Raw genomic sequence first — 20,073 nt, 5'->3', positions numbered from 1 at the left:
ACGGGATTATGACTTTTAATTATATTAAGATAATAGCCACAATCCGTGACTTACCCTCTTAATCTTATTGAATGTATACATCCACGTATATTCATCTTATTACCTCCTAACCTTTATCTACTTTACTTTACCGACTATAATTTTTAAATCAACCGTTATTTTTTCTATATCACATTTATTTAATTCATTTATTTGTTCTTTGCTCAAACCAGATGTTAATGGTGTCATTTTTATAAAATCTTCTAAATTATATATATTTGTTTTATAAGTGATTCTTTTATCATAGATGATTTCCAAGTTATCTTTAAATGAATTTATAACATTTTTATTAGAATAAGTATCTTTTTTTATTTTACCTTTTATTTCAGACCTTATCTCTTTTAAATAGTGTTCATCTGGAATTACTTTTATTACAACTCCACCTTTGTTTAAAACTCTAGTAAATTCACTATAATTCGATGGTGAAAGTATATCTATTATTATATCTAATTTATCATTTTTAAATGGTAGATTTGATAAGTCTGATACACTCCATAGTATGCTATTTTCGTATCTTGTAGCAAGTGAAATTCCTTCTCTTGATATATCTATTCCAAACAATTTACACCTACTATTTATTTTTTCATCTGAATATAGTTGATTTAAATAATATCCTTCTCCGCAACCAACATCTAGTACAAAATTAACATTCTTTTTTGACGTATATTTATCCACTATATCTATTATCTCTTTAGAAAGCTCGTCATATATACCATATTCATATATTTTACTTCTAGATTCAAATAATTTTTTATCATATATTGTCTTCGCATTATTCTTTACTAAATTAACATATCCTTTTTTAGATATATTAAAGCAATGGTTATTTTCACATAATACACTACTTTCTTTTATATATTTTATAGATTTTTTACACACTGGACATCTAAGTATTGATATATTTTCATTAAGTAATTCTCTTAAAACTTCAATCTTTTTTAATTTTCTCATTGTTCATAACCTTCCTATTTCTATTATTCATATAAAATAGCACGAAGTTATGACATTTTATTAAATTTGTTTAACGATAGCCACAACTCGTGCGCTATCCTCTTAATCTGATATATGCAAGCATTATAGCTACCTCCTTATTTTAGTTAATAAAAAATCCACTTTAGTATACCAGTGGATATATCTTAAATATAGTTATATAATATTATATTTAGGAGTTGTATCTATTATTTTTAATTTATTAATCATTCTATATAAATTTATCATAAATCTAACTCCTTTCTTGTTTTATTAAATTTAATAGTAACATAAATAATATTCACTGTAAAGTATATCGAAGTTCACAATATATAACAATTGCGAAGTAAACAGTTATAATATAATTATATTATAACTGTTTATATAAATCAGCATAATTAATCTTAATCTGTTCTCTAAGTTCCTTGTTTTCTTCTTCAAGTCTTTTAATTTTTCTTTTTAAACTTGCGATAATTGCATCTTTATTATTATCATTCATCTCTCTTTTAACTTGTGATGGAGTAGGTACTTGTGATTGTTGATATCTAAGAGTTTCAATCCGTTCTCTAATATCGTTATTATCATATAGAGTCTTTTTGGTAACTCCACTTTCATTTGCAACACTATTAAAATTAATAGCCTTTTGAGCTTTTATAAGTCTTTGTATTGCTTTATCAACCTTTTCTTGTGTCATAGCCTTTCGTTTACTATGCAATTCTTTTAAATGTTCTGTACGGTTATAATTACTCATTAATTCACCTTCTTTTTAACTTATCTAATCTACTGTAAATCATATTTCCTTGTGATATTTTAGAATAAATATCTTCATACAATTTTAATAATTCTTCATTTTCATTTACAATTTCAGTTCTATTATATATTTTAGCATTTTCAATCATAGTTTTAGTTGAATTTATTAGTATTTCATACTTATTAATATCACCTTCAAATGCTCCAACACATAGGTCTTTACAAGGACTTCCACCATTACAAGTTAGGCAAGGTGGATGCTTCGCATAATCACATTTACCATTTGCTCTTTGCATACAAGTACCATACGGTGTATTAATAGCATTTAACTTATGGTTTGTATATAACATATCTATAATATCAGATGGGATTTCCCCATCATTTTCTTCTTTTAATTTATCACTTTCATCAAAACTAAATATACCTTGTTTTATTGCTTTATCAAATACTTTTCTTTTTGTATCATCAAGTAATTTGGCATATCTCATTGTCATTTCTGGTGAGGCATGAGCCAATAATTCTTGAACTGTAAGTATATCAGCACCACCGTTAAGCATTTTTATAGCATAGGTGTGTCTAAAAGAGTGATTTTTAAAATGATACCTATTACCAAGTTCATCAGTTATATTATAATCTACTGCTAATAAATTAAGTTTTTCTCTAATCCAACCTTGACTATATGGTTTGCCTTTTCGAGAACCCTTATATCTAACAAATATATAATTTTTAGGGTTATTATCTTCATTACTATACTGTTTAGAATTATCAATTAATACTGCCAACATATTAGCAAGTTCATCATCTATAGGTATTCTATGTCCTTCGACATAGGTTTTTTCTATATTAGTTTCAATCCAAAACTTATTATTTAATTTAACTAAGCAATCTTGTTTCAATCCTAATACATCGGATACCCTAAGTCCTGTTTTAAGCATAATATAAACTATTGGTATAACTTCTTCATGTAGGTAATTTATATTATTAAATAGTTGTTCTAATACATAATCAGGAATATAATCTATTTGGTCTTGTGACTTTTTAGGTATATTAGGTTTATCCTCGGTAAATATTAATGTTCTAACATCTTTCTTAGGAGCTATATCATATTCTCTGATTTGAATATCTGATAAAAATTTTGCTACACACGATATAGATGTGGCTATATATCGTTTAGGATTGGAATTCCTATTATTTAAGCTTTCAGTAGCATAGATATTCAGCCATTCGATATATTTTAATATATGTTGTCTATCTAAATTTTTTAAATCGTTCCATGTAGGTTCTAATTTTAATATAAAGTTAATAAATTTTGGAATATAATTTAAATATTTAATAGCTGTATTCCATGAAAATTTATTATTATTAAGTAATCTCAGTTTTATATATTGTTTTAAACTTTTTCTAATTTCTATATTATCTATTTCGCTAAAATTTATAAAGTAACGACCACTAGATTCTGAATAGTTTATTCCATAACGTTCTAAATTCCGAATATCCCATTTGTCTTTTTCCCATTCATCTCTTTCATCTATAATTTTACAAAAACTATTAACCATATATTTGAAAAAATTAGCTATAGCAGTATTCTTCATACAATCTTTATTATATAGTTTTGAATTGGTATTGTTTTTTTCAAGTATCTTTATGCCATTATTATTTAGCCAATCTATCCATTGAATGTTAGCTTTATCAAAGTTTAATTCAAGCATTGAATTAGTATTTGGATACTTCTCATTTATAAATTTTGAAAACTGTCGGAGGTAATTAGATTGTCCTTTTAATGTTGACTGTAATCCCCACTCATCGGTAAATAGCTTATTATATATAATGAACTTAATTTCTGTATTTAAATTTTTATTGTTAATAGAAAAATGTATATTTTTATGGTCATATTTATAATTCGCAACTTGTTCTTTAAATTGTTCAATATTTCCAAAAAAATCTATATCCCAAGTATTATTTTCTAAAAAATAAGTGGTAGGTATTTCCGTATATGTTACCGATTTATCTTTATTTATCTTCTTTTCAGTGTACTTTGATAGAGTTTCAGTTATTTTATCATTAGAATTATTTAGTGTGCCTTGTCTAAAAATACTTGTTGTATTAGTTGTCATTAGTACCTCCCTTAGTTATCTTAAATGATGGTTGTGCTATCTCCCAATTAGCCCTTATATCTTCGTCAGAAGGGTGTAGATACATATTCATAGTCGTTTGTATTTGTGAGTGTCCTAATCTCTCTTGTACCTGTTTTATATCCTTTGTAGTCTGATAATAAATAGTAGCGTGAGTATGCCTTAAGAGGTGAGCATGTACATCTATTCCTATTTTCTTTTTAAGCCTCTTAAACAAATCACTAACATCTTGATATTCTAAAGGTTGCCCTTTATTTTTACCTCTTAATTTTACAAAAACAAAATTAGTATCTATTTCTAATTCATCTAAAATATCATAAGCATAGTCATCAAATAAATCTATCAATTCTTGTGATATATGTATTTCTCTTTCTCCTGTTTTTAACATCGCACAATTAGGAAGTTCACCTCTATCAACTAATTTAATTCTATGACCTTTGTTATGGTCAAATACAATATCCTCAATGAATAAAGATAAGGCTTCGCCTATTCTAAGTCCTGTTTCGTATAATAATTTAATTAAAAATTCATCTCTTATATTAGTTGTAGCGTCATATACCTTTTGCATTTCTTCTTTAGTTAGAACTTTAATCTTACGTCTTGGTTCTTTTATTTTAAGTATATTCTTACTTGATGGTTTATCTTTATTTACATGGTGTAAAAATCCTTTATAATGTTTATGTCCTCCTGTGAATACTTGTTTCATAAGTTTATCGACCATATCATTATTTATTTCTTCTGTCCTATATAAATAGTCATAGAAGTTTGTTACAACTGTTATAGTCAGATTGACTGTTTTTTCTGTTCTCTTTGCTTTAGTTGACTTTATATTAACTATCTTACCACTTTCATATGGATTTCTAAGCCATCCTACAAAATTAGATAGTATGTTGATATTTACATTTCTATAATCTACATTTATTTCTTTAAGGTATTCAAAGTATAGTTTCAAAGAGTAAGCATAGGTCTTTTGAGTATTAAAACTCTTTTCACTATTATCTATATATTTCAAATATCTTGCTACGGGTATTATGGGTAATCCATTATCGTCAAGTAATAAATATCTTCTTTGGTTATTATCTAATTTTACTTCTTGTACTTTCATCTTTAGTTCACCTTCTTCTTGCTTAGTTTGTACTTATTCATCACATATTATACTATACTTAATATACTAATAATACTGACTATATTTAGTAATTAATCTATATAAAAAAAGATATAGGATTTGGTAGTAATTTATACTAACTATCCTATATCTATAATACTATATTTAATAATATAGCAACGAGTTTCTTCTGGAGACATAAAATACTTGATTGTATCAGTGTCTTTTTAGGTACAGGGCATGTAGATGGAGTAATAGAAGCAGATGAAGTGTTTTTTGCCGAGAGTTTTAAAGGTACAAAAACTTATAATATGCCAAGAAAATCTCGTAAAAGAGGTAAAGAGATTAAAAAGAGAGGTATATCTAAGGAGCAGATTTGTGTAGCTACAGCTTTAGATAGACAAGGAAACTTAATAATAGAGCCTTTATGTAAAGGTAGGATGACACATAAAGAACTTGAAAGGCTTTATAAAGGACATATAGGAGAAAATTCTATATTATGTACAGACAGCCATAAGTCATATATTAAATTTGCGACAGACTTTAATTTAGAACACAAACGTATAAAAACAGGTAAACATAAAGAAGGTATCTACCACATCCAGCACATCAATAGCTTACATAGTAATTTGAAGAAATGGATGGGGAGATTTAATGGTGTTGCAAGTAAGTATATCTCAAACTATATGCAATGGTTTAAGTGGTTAAGAATATTTGAAACTGATAGAGATTCTATTAAAACTAAGAATTTTATTGTACAAAGTAATGTGGCATATTCTTATACTAGAATAAAGGATTTTAAACTAAGAACACCACAGTTTATGTAACTGCTAATAAATTGGTAAAAAGAATACTATAATAAAAATAAGTACGCAATTGTTATATATTACAAACAAATTATAGTAAATTATAAAAACAACTACATTTTAGAATTTAGTATTTTCAACATTTTATCATTAATATTTACTTTTTCTATATATAATAAAAGCACCTATTAATATAGATGCTTTTATTATGTATTTTATTTTATTCATATATTGCTTGTCCTGTTTCTATTTTAAACTTACCGATAATATTATTTTCTGCATCATATACATTTATAAGTTCAAAGTAATCATCACTTCGAATTTTTTGAATAGCTAAAGCCTCTTCTGGAGTACTTGGATTAACATCTATATACTCATCAATAGATATATAACCCTCTTTCCCATTTGTTGCTAACGCTGGTATCATATTTTTAGTTTCAAACATAAATTCTCTCTCTTTGCGAATTTCATCTGATATATCAAATTCATCATAATTAAAAGGTGTTTTTTGAGATGTCCTAGGTATTGTTTGCGTTATATATTGTTGTGCCCCTGTAACAGCTCTTGCGGCCCCTCCAGCTGCATATGTTGGTCCACCATAATAAGACTTTGTCTGATATGAAAAACTTTGTGTTTTATATTCATTATAATAATAGAATGTTCCATGTAATATTACTCCTTTAGAATCAAATATACTTGCAGATACACCCATCTTACCAGCTTCTACTGGTACAGAACCAGTTACAGTAGCTTTCCCTCTAGCATTTCCTACTCCATCTGTTATAAGAAATGATTGACCTGTAAACTTCATTCCATTTGCTTCAAATCCAACAATATTACTCGGATAAGTTGCCTTTAATTTATTATTTTGAAAACTTATACCACCACTTTCTGCATTTACTTGAATTGATGTTGTCATCAAACCAATACTTGATGCTATTAAAGCAATAGCTATTATACTTTTTAATCTCTTTTTTAAAGCCATAATACCCTCCTTAAATAATAATCAATATAATTGTAGTTTATCACAATAAGGATATCAATAAAAAATAGATTATATATTTTAAAGGAGTTTATTATATCAATAATTAATATAAACAATAAACAATAAATAATAGGAGGATTTTTATGAAGCGATTAATTTTAATAATTATTTTCACAATTATTATATCTGGGTGTAATAATTTAAGTTCTAATAATCAGTCAAATTCATACACATTAAAAAAAAGACATTTTGTTACTATTGGAATAGATATTCCTGCAGGTATTTACTGTGCGAAGGTTTTATCTGAAGATAATTCTTCATTAATATTGGAAATTCAAAATGAAGACGGAAGTAAAGAGACTCTTATTGCAGTTGAAGAAGATGTAAATGAAGGAACATATATTAATATAGATTTAAAAGATGGAACTAAAGTTTCACCTAATAAAAATATTAAACTTTTAAAAACTAATTAAATAAATAGGTTGTGTCTAAAATTGTGTGATAAGTAAATAATAAAAAGAGATAGATATAGTAGAATTTCTATTGTCTATCTCTTTTTATACAATTTATTTTGCAATATTAATATATTACGAACAATTTATAGTAAATTATAGAAACAACCACATCTTAGAATTCAATGTATTGAAAAGCCTAAGGTATGGTTATTTTTATGATATAGTTATCACGAAGATAGATAACATAAACTAAGAATAAAATATTAATATTTATTATAAATTTTTTACAAACTCAACAATATCCTCACAAAAACTAGAAATAGCATTTACTTTTACAGGTTCTAACTGTATATCTGTGCTTTCTTCTTCAATATTAGCTCCTGTTATAAAATTTTCATCTGCAAAATATATTGTTGGTATACCTAGCTTAGAAAACGATAAATCATCAGACATTCCACCTAGTTCTCTATTAACATTATATTTTTCATTAAATTGATTATTAAATGCATCACTTAAAGTGTTATTATCTTCTTGCATTAAAATAATTTCTATTGGTCCAACTGTTTTTAATTCTGGATATTCAAAACCTTCATATCCTATCATATCTATATTTATAGCTCCTATTATATTATCTCTTTCTGTATTACTTAATTGACTAAGATAATATCTAGAACCTGATTTAAAATATTCTTCAGCGCTAAAAATAGCATATACTATATTAATTTCATCATTCTTATAATTTTGGAGATTTCTAGCAATCTCTACAACAGCACTTACGCCTGTAGCATTATCATACACGCCTGTAGTACCACTTGTAGTATCATAATGAGCAGATAAATAAAGTGTTTTTTTACTTACATCAAAATTCTTAGATTTAACAATTATATTTCTTGCAGTGCCCATTGAACTTGTACTATTTGTAGGGTTTAAATTAAAAAAAGTATTCACATCATTAGAATGAATATACTCTCTAACATTATCACCCATATCAAATACCTCAAAATCTTGAAAATCCACATCATACCCATATGATTCTAATTTTGATTTTAGTTTATCTGCCGAAATTTTCTCTCCTTCTGTTCCAAATTTTCTAACTTGAAGAGCTAAGTCTTCTATAGTGCTTAAAATTTCTTCTTCCTCCACCATAATTTGAGTTTCAACTTTTTCATCCTTACTCTTTATTTCCTCTTTTAATATTGGCTTATCTTTTAAAGTAGAACAACCATTCAAGCTAAAAGATATTAATATCAAACTAAAAAATAAAGATAGTTTCATAAAAGTTTTCTTAGACACGAAAACACCTCCTAAAAGAGTTATATTCAAAAAATAAAAAAATAATGCATTTTTAATTGATTTTTTTAATAATTTGTATAAGTTATAATACATCAAATAAAAATACATCATTGTGTTTTCAGACAGAGCATTTTTAGGTATTAAATATATATCTTATGTTAAGATAGATGATAAAATTATTTTTTACAGATATGCTTTGTATAAATGGATTGAATCAACGAAAGTAAATGTAACTAAAAATTAATAAGTTATATATATAATATAATTAAAGTTTACAATTTTAATATAATGCGAATAAAAAGTAGGAGTTATATGCTTGGTATAACTCCTACTTTTTTGTTATTAAAATTCTTTCTAAAATCAACACTGTATTAAAACATAGCCTTATTTTAAATAAATACTTACTACCTTCTTTCGATATACTATCTATAGAAAAATTATTAGATTTTGATTTAGTCCTTAAAGTTTCTAATACATTTAAATCTATACATATACCCTCAATTTCTATATCATTACTATCATATGATATTTTATTAATATTTTCTTTTCCAATTAAATTGTAAGCTAATTTTATATCTTTAAAATTAACATACTTCTCAATATTTTCATTATTACTTTCAATTTCTTGATTATCATTCTTTTCTATAACCTCTTTATTCTTTTTATAATCTAAAATACCATTTTTGCCAATTAGCATTACTATCATAAATATAATAATACTAATTAGCAATATTATTCTTTTAGATCTTTTTCTATTAAAATCATCTTTTATAAAATTAATACTTTTATAGTTTTTCATTTTTTATACTCTATCCCTATATTACAATACCTATTGAATTTATATACTTGCTTACATCTTGATCCAAATCTTTTGATATGCTTATGTTTTTATTACTCATATTTAAAATTACAGGATTTATCTCTACATTTTCTAATTTGAATATCTCTTTATCATCTAAAGCTAAGCCTTCTTTTCCATAGTAGTATATAGTTTTCATAGTATATCCTAATTTATTTATATACTCACGAGAGTAATTATTTTTAGGTAATATATATGATTCATATACTTTACCATTGATGACCTTATTCAATAATAATTCATCTTTTCTTATTTCTAAAAATATACATTTATCACTATTCATATTTATAATTCTATGCTCTATTAGCTTTTGTAAAATATCAAAGTTTACATTTATTATTTTTGCTTTAATATTCACTGATTTAGATATATTTTTACACAACTCTATTATATATTTTGGAAATAGTATAACCTGAATCGTTGCTATGTTATCTACTTCATCTATTATTTTATATCTAATTTTATAATCATCAATATTTATAGGTATATACTGATTTATTTCATATTTTATTAATCCTAAAATATCTTTCTTATTTTTTATATTTACTTTTTCTATATTTCTTACTATGATATCTTCTGTTTGTAGATTATAAAATATAGTGAGATTATTAGTTTTAATTTTTCCTAAATTAGATATATGATTTTTAATTATTCTATTTACTTTTGATATTATATTGTTAGTATTTTCATATTTTAAATTTAAAATTTCAAAGAATTCTTCATCTATATAGATATTTCGTATACCTTTTCTTATAAAAATAACCCTTATACAAGAGTTATTTAATTCTATATTTATAATATGTTTTATATTATCACCTCTTTAATAGTAAATAATTTGTAAATATTTATATTAATATCTAGGAAATTTTACTTTGAAATAGGATAAAATTTCATTTCACTAGTTCCACTTCCAGAAGTGATTTCTATGACATTGTTATTGTTATCTATAGTTATTACAAAGTCTGAATTAGTTGTATTACACTTAACCTTCGACTGTAAGTAACCTCCATTAACGAGAGCTGTCATCTTATCATCTGTACTTGAGGTGATTTTCCCATCATTAAGAGCCATTGTAGTAGCAGTTGCTATAGTTGATGCACTTGCGTAATCAGCATTAAGCTTAGCATTTTTTTGAATTTCATCATACTTCATTAATGCCGTACTAGATAATATTCCAAGGATAACCACTACCATTACCATTTCAACCAGAGTAAAACCTTTTCTCCTTCTTCCTTTTAAGTTTCTTACTTTCATTTTACTTTTTCTCCTATTTTAAAATATATTTTCATTGTTTTTAAATTGCAGTTATTGCATCAAACATAGGCAATAACATTGCTATAATTACCGCTCCAATAACTATTGAAACTGTTACAATTATTATTGGTTCTATTATCTTCATACCTTGATCAATCTTATTTTCTAATTCTTCTTCATAAAACTTACTTAACATACTTAGTGTTTTATCTAAACTTCCACTTTCCTCTCCTATTCCTATCATTTTTAAAAATAAATCAGGGAATACTTGAACCAAACTTAAAGATTCACCTATAGTACTACCTCTTCTTATATTTTCTTTACAATTTAAAATTTCGTTATATAAAATGTGATTATCTACAACTTGAGATGATATTTCTATAGACTCTATTATCTCTATGCCACTTTTATTTAAAATATAAAATGCTCTAGAGAACTTTGTTGTTATAAGTAATTTAGTTATATTTTTTATGATTGGAATTTTTAACTGAATTTTTTCGATATATTCTTTTACCTTATTACTAGTCTTTATTTTGTAAAATATAAAACACATCAGAAATATATTTAAGACTAATATGTATGTAAAATAACTTTTTATAAATATTGATAAATTTATTAATATTTTTGTAAAGACAGGAGGATTCAGCCCATTGTTAATAAATATAGTTTGAAAATTAGGTATTATTGATATAAATATAAACAACGAAGATATCATAGCTAATATTATTAGAAAAACTGGATATATTAGCATGGATTTTATCTTAGATTTTAGCTTGTACTCCTTATCATAATATTGTGATAACCTAGTCATTACTATATCTAGGTTTCCACTTATTTCTCCTGCTTTAATCATACTAGTAAAAAACTTTGAAAATTTATTTGTTTTTTGAAATGCCTCACTGATTGAATTTCCTTTTTGAATATAATTTGAAATTTGTTCTAATACTTTAGATACTTTTTTATTAGAGTTTAGCCTTACCATTTCAAATAACTTAGTTATCTCACATCCTGATTCAAGCAATATCCCCATCTCATTACAAAGTATGCGTAATTCCTTGTATGTTATATTACTTTCTCTCAATAAATTTAGTTCTTTTTCTATAGATGCTATTCTATAATTATTTTTAGTGGCATATTTAATCACATCTTGTTCTGTTTCTAATATAACCCTTTGAACTTCTCTTTCATTATTTTCATTATAAAAAACACATTTATATGAATTCACTAAATATATCTCCTTATGATTCTATATAATTTGAAATTAAAACTTCTTCAATTGTTATAATTTTTTCTTCTACTAATTTTTTATAAGTATCTTCAAAGGTTATCATTCCATTTTTTATTGCTATTTCTTTTATTTCTTTAGAATCTTTCATTTTACTTATAGATAATTTTATATCGTCATTAATTTCTAAAATTTCATATATTGGAACTCTTCCAATGTAACCGTTATTACATTCATCACACCCAATAGCAACCTTTGTATTTACTTTATTTCCATCATTATCAACTATTGATATGTCATGACTACATTTAGTACAAAGTTTTCTTACTAATCGTTGCGATATAACCCCTATTAAAGATGAATTTATAAGATATGTAGGAATTTGCATATCTATTAATCTAGCTATTGATGATATAGAATCATTAGTATGCATTGTACTTATTACTAAATGACCTGTTATAGCTGCTCTAACAGCTATTTTTGCAGTTTCTATATCTCTAATTTCTCCAACCATAATAATATCTGGGTCTTGCCTCAAAATAGCACGTAGTCCTTTATCAAACGTTAATCCGATTTTAGAATTAACCTGTATCTGATTTATCCCATCCATTTTATATTCTACTGGATTTTCTATAGTCATAATATTTTTACTTGTATTTAATAATTCATTTAATATAGAGTATACAGTTGTTGTTTTTCCGCTTCCAGTTGGTCCTGTTACTAGTAAAATACCCGATTTTTTGTTTATTATATTGCCAATTATTTTTATTGCATCTTTTGAAAAACCCAGTTCTTCTGTAGTTTTTAAAAATGAATTTCTATTTAAAATTCTAAGCACTATTTTTTCTTTATATATGGTTGGTATAGTTGAAACCCTTACATCTATTATGCTCCCATTAATATCTAAATCTACACGTCCATCCTGCGGTAGTCTCTTTTCTGTAATATCCATATGTGCTTCTAATTTAATAACCGATGCTAAAGCTGGATATAAATCAATATTAAACTTAGATACTTCCTTTAATTCTCCATCTATCCTATTTCGTATTACCATATAGTCTTTAAAAGGCTCTATATGTATATCACTAGCATTCTCTCTTACAGCACTAGCTAGTATATCTTCAAATAAATTTTTTGCATAATCATCGCTAGACTTAATATTCTCACTATAATATCTGTCCATATTTTCTTTGATTAGTTTTGAATTTACTTTTTGCAATATAATATTCATACCTGTAGCTATCTTTAAATCTTGAATTGCTTGTATATTATCTTTCTCTATTCCTATTGTAAGATTATTTTCTTCAAGTTTAATAGGATATAAATTATATTTTTTAGCTAACTTTTCAGGTATTATATTTACTAAATTGTTATCTAAGTATATCTACTATCCCTCCTTTATATATTTTAGTTTATTTGGTACTTCTATCTTAGGTAAACTTATATTTTTTTCTATCTTATACTCTACTTTCATAGGGTAATTTTCTGCTATATTTTCTATATAATTATTATTTTCATTTATATAACTAGATAATTTTTCTAAATCCCCTATAACTTTAACTTCATAAGGCTGCGCTATTGGTACAGAGTTAATATTTATATGACTTCCTGCTAATATAATCTCTGAATATTGATTTAACCTTTGCCCATTTATACTTATATATTTTCCTCCGTTAACTTTTAAATTATTTACTAGATTTATTAATATCTTATTATAATCTACTGAATTAGCTATATTTCCAACATCCTCATTTAATGAATCTATTTTTATTGTAATTCCATCACCTTGTACATCTGTATAAGATAATATCTCTTTTAGTTCTTCAATCTGATTAATATCTGATTCTTCTATATATTTTTCTTTTAAAGTATCTAATTCTTCATCTAAATCTATCTTTTCTTTTTTTAAGTTTTTAATAGATTTTTTTGCTACTTTTATTTCTTTTTTAACTATATCATCTTTACTAATATATAATTCTTTTTTTGATTGAAAATCCTTTATTATACTTCCAATTAATATACCTAAAACTGTACTCGCTAGTATTATCAACATATATTTTTTTTTCATACAGAACTACTCCTAATAAATTATTTTTTACATATAAACATTTTTTCATTTATTTTTATTCCTTTTATATCTTATATTTTATTTTAATATCATAAAAATATCATTACCCTTTTGTAAACTTACTTTATTTAGTTAAATATTAAATTTATAAAAAAATATATAATTATATAAAAAGATCTGCCTATAAAGGCAGATTTTTTATTTTTTTTCATATTTTAATATTCTTTGAATTAACTCATCCTTTAATTTATCTATCTCATCAAAATACATATTTGGAATATAGTAAGCTTCAATTACATCATGTTTAGCTTTTGCTTTTTTTAAATTAGAAATAGCATAGTTTATCAATTCATCAAACACGTGCTTGTCAAATTCTATTTCTCCTTCATATTTTATTAACTTTTCTTTATCTAAAAACTGTGTTAAATCTATACATTCTTTTTCGCTATATATATTACTTGTAGTTATAGCAATATTTAAATCATTAATCAATATACCCTCAATTTTATCAGGTATTAATGGATAATGATAAACTTCTACTTTCATACCTTTATCAATTGCTTTTTCATATACTTTTTTCAAGAATGTAGTTCTTCCACACCCAATATTACCTCTTAAATAATAAATTTTTTCAACTTCACCTAGTAAACTATCTGAATAATCTATATGTCCTATTGGAGTTATTGCTGTTCCAAATAAATGTCTTGGTTTTTTATACTCACCTTTATTTAAAACATTTTTAAAAATACTATCAATAAAATATTCAGTCATTTCATTTACTTTTCCAAAGTCCATACAATCTGAATATCTTTCTTCTATATCATAATATATAGGCTCTGCTGCTTTTAAATACTTATAACATCTTCTAAAGAAACTACTTATTTCTTTTCCACATTCAATTATTTCTTTTTTATTTTTTTCTAATTCATCAGTGTTCCAATATTCTCCCAAATTTATTATTTCATCTATAGCACCTGGATTTTTAGGATCTACAATATGAGGAGATGTTCCATCTAAAAATACTACACCTAATTTTTTTATAACAATAGCATCTAATGAACTTGGATCAGATGGACAATGATGTAATTCAATATCATATCCTTTCTCAATAAATTCGGCGGCAATTTTTTTCATCATAGATGATTTGCCTACTCCAGGACCACCTTTTAAACAAAATATTCTATTTACATTTTCAGGTATTATATACTCAAATAATGGCTTAGATCCATTTGACGTATTTCCCCCTGGAAATATTTTTCTAACTTTTCCTGACATATAAATACCCCCTAAGATTTCTACTACTTTAAGATATTACTTTTATACAATATTTGTTACTGTATAAAAATTTATAAATAGAAAACTATAGGGGGAAGTAAAATAATATTTAATTTATATTAAGCTGTTTGATTAGATTTACGCTTATTATTTTCTTTACTTTTAATTGTTAATTCATATACTGGTAAACCTATAAGCGTTATTATTATACCTGATATAGCATTCTTAGGCTGGCTTATTAAGGTACTTATAACTATGAAGATACCTCCTATAGTTGCTATTATAGGTATTATAGGATATAAAGGTACTTTGTATGGTCTACTCATTTCTGGTCTAGTTTTTCTAAGTTTTATTACTCCTACAAATAACATTGTGTAAAATATCCATATTGTAAACATTGCTAAATCAGATAATAAGTTAAATTGACCTGTTAAAGAGTATAATGTTGCTAATCCAACAACTAACCAAGTTCCATTTATAGGTACTCCATTATTGTTTAACTTTGAAAATACATTTGAGAAAGGTATTTTTCCTTCACATGCCATAGTATAAGGAATTCTACCACCTGTTAGTAAAAATCCATTTAATGTACCAAATACAGATATCAATATCCCTACACTTATTACCTTAGATCCCATACTTCCAAATAATTTACTTGCTACTAAAGTAGCTGGTGCGTTTGACATAGCTAGTTCTGAAGCTGGAACAACAAATAAGTATGCTACATTTATTAATAAATATACTGCCATGACAACTGATATACCACCAACTATTGCTATCGGTAAATGCTTAGATGGATTTTTCATTTCTCCAGCTAAAGCCCCTACAAATATCCAACCATCATAAGCAAATAAAGTAGCTAGCAATACCTGAGATATAGCAGAAAATGTATTAGTTCCTTCTCCTACAATCGGCGTAATAATTGCTGATGTAGAATCTCCTTTTGTAAATCCAAATATTATAATTACTGCTAATGGTATTAATTTACATATAGTTGACGCAGTCTGTATTCCTCCACCAAATTTAGCTCCTAAAGAATTTAATAATGCTAAAAATACTATAACTAATATTGCTATAATTATTACATATATCTTATCTTGTATTCCTAATAAAGAAACAACTTCTTGAGCAAATATAATTCCTAAAGCTCCAGCTATAGCTGGTATAAACAACATACCTTGAACCCAACCTGTTAAAAAACCAATTTTTTTACCATATATTTCTTCCATGTAAACTATCATTCCACCTGATTTAGTTATACTTGAAGATATTTCAGATGCAGTAAGTCCAGCTGTAATAGTTATAATACCTCCAATTACCCAAGCTAATATACCTAATCCTGGACCTCCATTTGTAGCTGTGTATATAGCCTGAGGTTTAAAAAACACTCCAGATCCTATTAGTATTCCAACTACAGTAGAAAGAGCTGCACTAAGTCCGATAGTTTTTCTTAATGTTTGATTATTATTACTCATAAAACTATTCTCCTCGCTTATAATTTATATAATTTCATAAATTATTCTTATGTTTACACATTTTACCACATATATATTGGTAATTAAATATTATATATATAACTTTATTATAAATCTTCTCATTTCTTTGTAGAAATATTTCAACCTCTAACAGTTATTAATTTAGTATAATTATCTTAAGCTAAAAAAATGCATGTATTTGTTTAAACACATGCATTTTTTATATGATTAATCTTCAGTTATTTCATATCCAGCTTCTTTGTATTGATTTATTATTTCATTCCATACTTCTTCAACTCCAGTTTTCTTTAGTGAAGATATAGGAATTATTTTTTCATCTTTTTCTAACTGTAATTTCTTTCTTATTATACTAAAATGTTTTTGATATTGCCCTCTAGATATTTTATCTGCTTTTGTAGCTATTACTACACAATTATATCCAAAGTGCTTTATCCATTCATACATCATAACGTCATCATTAGTAGGTTCATGTCTTATATCTACAAGTAAGAATATTGCACAAAGCTCATCTCTATCCTGTAAATATCTTTCCATTATAACTCCCCATTTTTCTTTTTCTGACTTTGCAATTTTAGCATAACCATATCCCGGAAGATCTACAAAGTAAAATTCATTATTTATAAGGAAGAAATTTATAGTTCTAGTTTTACCTGGAGTTTGACTTGTTCTAGCAAAATTTCTTCTATTTAATAAAGTATTTATTGTCGAAGATTTTCCTACATTTGATCTCCCAACTAATGCTATTTCAGGTATTCCTTCTGATGGATATTGATTTCTATTTACTGCACTTACAACCATTTCTGTGCTTCTAATCTTCATTACTTGTCACCATTCCTTACTAATGCTTCTTCTAGCACTTGGTCCATATTTTCTACAAGAACAAATTCCATTTGCTCTTTTACATTTTCAGGTATTTCATCTAGGTCAGATTCACAATCCTTAGGTAGTAATACCTTTTTAATTCCAGCTCTATGAGCAGCTAATAATTTTTCTCTAACTCCTCCAACGGCTAATACCCTACCCCTTAGAGTTATTTCTCCTGTCATTGCAACATCATTTCTAACTGGTATATTAGTTAGTGCAGATATTACAGCAAGTGCCATAGTTATACCTGCTGATGGTCCATCTTTTGGAGTTGCTCCTTCAGGTAAATGTATATGTATATCTTTATTTTGATAGAACGCTGGGTCTATATCAAATCTATCTGCTATAGATCTTATATAAGATATTGCTGTTCTAGCAGATTCTTTCATTACATCTCCTAATTTACCTGTTAAGACAATTTGTCCTTTTCCAGGTAGTGCATTTACTTCTACAGTAAGTGTAACTCCTCCTACTGAAGTCCATGCTAATCCTGTAACTAAGCCCACTTCAGGTTTTGTTCCTGCAAGGTCATATCTATATTTATCTTTACCTAAATACTCTTCTAAATTATCTTGGTTAACTTCTATACTTTCTAAGTCTGGATTTTCAACATATTTCTTAGCGACTTTTCTACAAATTTTGCCTAAAGTTCTTTCTAGAGTTCTAACTCCAGCCTCTCTAGTATAATAGTTTATTATATCTCTTATAGTAGCTTCATCCATCTTTACAAAGTCTTCTTTTAAAGCATGTTCTTTTATTTGCTTTGGAAGTAAATATTTTTCAGCTATTTTTAATTTTTCCTCTTCAATATAACCTGATACCTCTATTATTTCCATTCTATCTAATAAAGGACCTGGTATTGTACTTAGGCTATTTGCAGTAGTTACAAATAATATTTTTGATAAATCAAATGGTATTTCTAAGTAATGATCTACAAATGTCTTGTTTTGTTCTGGATCTAATACTTCTAACATAGCTGCTGCTGGGTCACCTTTATAATCAGATGCCATTTTATCTATTTCATCCAATAAAAATACCGGATTTTTAGTTTTTGCTTCTTTTAATCCATTTATTATTCTACCTGGTATAGAACCTACATAAGTTCTTCTATGACCTCTTATTTCAGCTTCATCTCTAACTCCACCTAAAGAAATTCTAACAAAATTTCTTCCTAAAGATTCTGCTATAGATTTTGCTATAGATGTTTTACCTACACCTGGAGGCCCTACTAGACATATTATAGGCCCTTTCATAGATTTAGATAACTTTCTTATAGCTAAATATTCTAAAATTCTTTCTTTTACTTTTTCTAATCCATAATGATCTTTATCTAATATTTCTTTTGCTTTTGATATATCTAGCTTATCTTTAGTTTCTTTATTCCATGGTAATGAAAATATTGTATCTAAATAAGCTCTACTAACAGATAAATCTGGAGACATTGGAGATATTTTAGAAAACTTATCTATTTCTTTGCCTATTTTTTCTTTAGTTTCTTTTGGAGCTTTTATTTTCTTTAGTTTTTCCCTGTATTCATCAGCTTCAGAGTTTATATCTTCCTCTTCACCTAACTCCTTTTGTATTGCTCTTAGTTGTTCTCTAAGATAATACTCTTTTTGAACTTTATTCATTTGTTTTTTTACTCTTAGAGTTATTTTCTTTTCTATTTTTAATATATCAATTTCTTCTAATAAAATAGTATATACAAGTTCTAATCTTTTCTTAACATCAAATTCTTCTAATACATCTTGTTTTTGATTATTTTTTAAATATATGTTAGACGCTATTGTATCTATAAATCTATCTACATTTTCTGTTTCAGATAAAGATATAAGTATTTCTGGTGATACTCTATTCCCTATATTTATGTACTCTTCAAATGCATCAAATACATTTCTTACTAATGCCTCAACCTCTACATCATTTTCTGCATTTTCTTTTTCATATATAATTTCTTCTATTGTAGCTTTGAAGAAACCATCATCTTGGTTTAATTCTTTTATTTTACCTCTAGATATACCCTCAACTAATACTCTAACTGTATCTCCAGGTAATTTTATCATTTGTTTTACTTTACATATTGTACCAACATGATAAAAATCATCCTCTGTAGGATCATCTTTTTCAACTTCTTTTTGAGATGTTAAAAACACTAATTCATCTCCTAACATAGCTTCATCTAATGCTTTTAACGATATTTCTCTTCCTACGTCAAAATTTAATATCATGTATGGAAAAATTGCTAATCCTCTAAGAGGAATTAACGGTAATTCACGATCTATCTTAGTATAATTCTCTTCCACGCTTATCACTCCTTAAAGTGCTGTATTTTATTGCTTTTTATATTATATATTTACAAAAGGGAATTTTCAACATTAATACTTGTACTAATAAACATTTTAGCATTATTTTATTATTATGTAATAATATAAGATTAATACAATTTATATGAATATTTTTAAATGTCTCCTAATTTAATTATATCACATTAATATACC

The 20,073-nt window shown here is 25.9% G+C and carries 17 protein-coding genes and 1 pseudogene; 2 read left to right on the top strand and 16 right to left on the bottom strand.

The annotated features are described in order from the left end of the window. Nucleotides 1-117 precede the first annotated feature (117 nt). The 4 genes from HF520_RS14775 to HF520_RS14760 all read right to left on the bottom strand — a co-directional run bounded on the left by HF520_RS14775 (nt 118) and on the right by HF520_RS14760 (nt 4,995). Nucleotides 118-990: a methyltransferase domain-containing protein gene (locus HF520_RS14775; protein ID WP_006439032.1), complete on the bottom strand. Its 873-nt coding sequence runs from the start codon at nt 988-990 to the stop codon at nt 118-120. Nucleotides 991-1,378: 388 nt separating this feature from the next. Continuing rightward, nucleotides 1,379-1,702 carry a DUF6262 family protein gene (locus HF520_RS14770; protein WP_243155160.1) on the bottom strand — a complete coding sequence of 108 codons (324 nt, stop codon included), beginning with the start codon at nt 1,700-1,702 and terminating at the stop codon, nt 1,379-1,381. Nucleotides 1,703-1,763: 61 nt separating this feature from the next. After that, nucleotides 1,764-3,872, bottom strand: coding sequence for a tyrosine-type recombinase/integrase (locus HF520_RS14765; protein WP_148489700.1), 2,109 nt, complete (start codon nt 3,870-3,872; stop codon nt 1,764-1,766). After that, nucleotides 3,862-4,995, bottom strand: a complete 1,134-nt coding sequence (locus tag HF520_RS14760) for a tyrosine-type recombinase/integrase (RefSeq protein WP_148489701.1) — start codon at nt 4,993-4,995, stop codon at nt 3,862-3,864. The genes HF520_RS14765 and HF520_RS14760 overlap by 11 nt, the downstream gene beginning before the upstream one ends. A gap of 170 nt (nt 4,996-5,165) precedes the next feature. On the opposite strand from HF520_RS14760, the pseudogene HF520_RS14755 reads away from it, so the two are divergent. Next, nucleotides 5,166-5,822, top strand: a pseudogene (locus HF520_RS14755) (IS1595 family transposase); the annotation flags it as partial. 199 nt (nt 5,823-6,021) lie between these two features. On the opposite strand, the gene HF520_RS14750 reads toward HF520_RS14755, so the two are convergent. After that, a complete protein-coding gene (locus HF520_RS14750) occupies nt 6,022-6,786 on the bottom strand; it encodes a hypothetical protein (protein WP_168574635.1) in 765 nt (254 codons plus the stop codon). 143 nt (nt 6,787-6,929) lie between these two features. Between HF520_RS14750 and HF520_RS14745 the strand changes: the two genes are divergently transcribed. Beyond that, nucleotides 6,930-7,259, top strand: coding sequence for a hypothetical protein (locus tag HF520_RS14745; RefSeq protein WP_168574634.1), 330 nt, complete (start codon nt 6,930-6,932; stop codon nt 7,257-7,259). Between the two features lie 255 nt (nt 7,260-7,514). Here HF520_RS14745 and HF520_RS14740 read toward each other — a convergent pair whose 3' ends face one another. From HF520_RS14740 to lon, 11 genes are all read right to left on the bottom strand, one after another. Beyond that, nucleotides 7,515-8,534: a M28 family metallopeptidase gene (locus HF520_RS14740; protein WP_168574633.1), complete on the bottom strand. Its 1,020-nt coding sequence runs from the start codon at nt 8,532-8,534 to the stop codon at nt 7,515-7,517. A gap of 328 nt (nt 8,535-8,862) precedes the next feature. Then, entirely contained in the window at nt 8,863-9,333 is a 471-nt protein-coding gene (locus tag HF520_RS14735) for a hypothetical protein (RefSeq protein ID WP_168574632.1), read from the bottom strand. A 16-nt stretch (nt 9,334-9,349) separates the two neighbouring features. Beyond that, nucleotides 9,350-9,751: a hypothetical protein gene (locus tag HF520_RS14730; RefSeq protein WP_168574631.1), complete on the bottom strand. Its 402-nt coding sequence runs from the start codon at nt 9,749-9,751 to the stop codon at nt 9,350-9,352. 509 nt (nt 9,752-10,260) lie between these two features. Beyond that, nucleotides 10,261-10,647 (bottom strand): type II secretion system protein, encoded by a 387-nt coding sequence (locus HF520_RS14725; protein WP_168574630.1) that lies wholly within the window; start codon nt 10,645-10,647, stop codon nt 10,261-10,263. A gap of 40 nt (nt 10,648-10,687) precedes the next feature. Next, a complete protein-coding gene (locus HF520_RS14720) occupies nt 10,688-11,872 on the bottom strand; it encodes a type II secretion system F family protein (RefSeq protein ID WP_243155159.1) in 1,185 nt (394 codons plus the stop codon). A gap of 13 nt (nt 11,873-11,885) precedes the next feature. Then, complete coding sequence (locus tag HF520_RS14715) at nt 11,886-13,103, bottom strand: GspE/PulE family protein (protein ID WP_243155158.1); 1,218 nt, start codon at nt 13,101-13,103, stop codon at nt 11,886-11,888. 156 nt (nt 13,104-13,259) lie between these two features. Then, nucleotides 13,260-13,940: a DUF881 domain-containing protein gene (locus HF520_RS14710; protein ID WP_168574629.1), complete on the bottom strand. Its 681-nt coding sequence runs from the start codon at nt 13,938-13,940 to the stop codon at nt 13,260-13,262. 198 nt (nt 13,941-14,138) lie between these two features. Continuing rightward, nucleotides 14,139-15,215, bottom strand: coding sequence for a PRK06851 family protein (locus HF520_RS14705; RefSeq protein ID WP_168574628.1), 1,077 nt, complete (start codon nt 15,213-15,215; stop codon nt 14,139-14,141). A gap of 119 nt (nt 15,216-15,334) precedes the next feature. Continuing rightward, complete coding sequence (locus HF520_RS14700; RefSeq protein ID WP_168574627.1) at nt 15,335-16,690, bottom strand: amino acid permease; 1,356 nt, start codon at nt 16,688-16,690, stop codon at nt 15,335-15,337. Nucleotides 16,691-16,918: 228 nt separating this feature from the next. After that, nucleotides 16,919-17,530: a ribosome biogenesis GTP-binding protein YihA/YsxC gene (yihA, locus tag HF520_RS14695; RefSeq protein ID WP_168574626.1), complete on the bottom strand. Its 612-nt coding sequence runs from the start codon at nt 17,528-17,530 to the stop codon at nt 16,919-16,921. After that, nucleotides 17,530-19,878, bottom strand: a complete 2,349-nt coding sequence (gene lon, locus HF520_RS14690; protein WP_168574625.1) for an endopeptidase La — start codon at nt 19,876-19,878, stop codon at nt 17,530-17,532. The genes yihA and lon overlap by 1 nt, the downstream gene beginning before the upstream one ends. Between the last annotated feature and the right edge of the window lie 195 nt (nt 19,879-20,073).

Origin of the sequence: Romboutsia sp. CE17 (genome assembly GCF_012317385.1) — a bacterium.
GTDB lineage: Bacteria > Bacillota > Clostridia > Peptostreptococcales > Peptostreptococcaceae > Romboutsia_E.
Note: the sequence above shows the minus strand (reverse complement) of the source record. Positions and strands in the feature narration are given on the sequence as shown.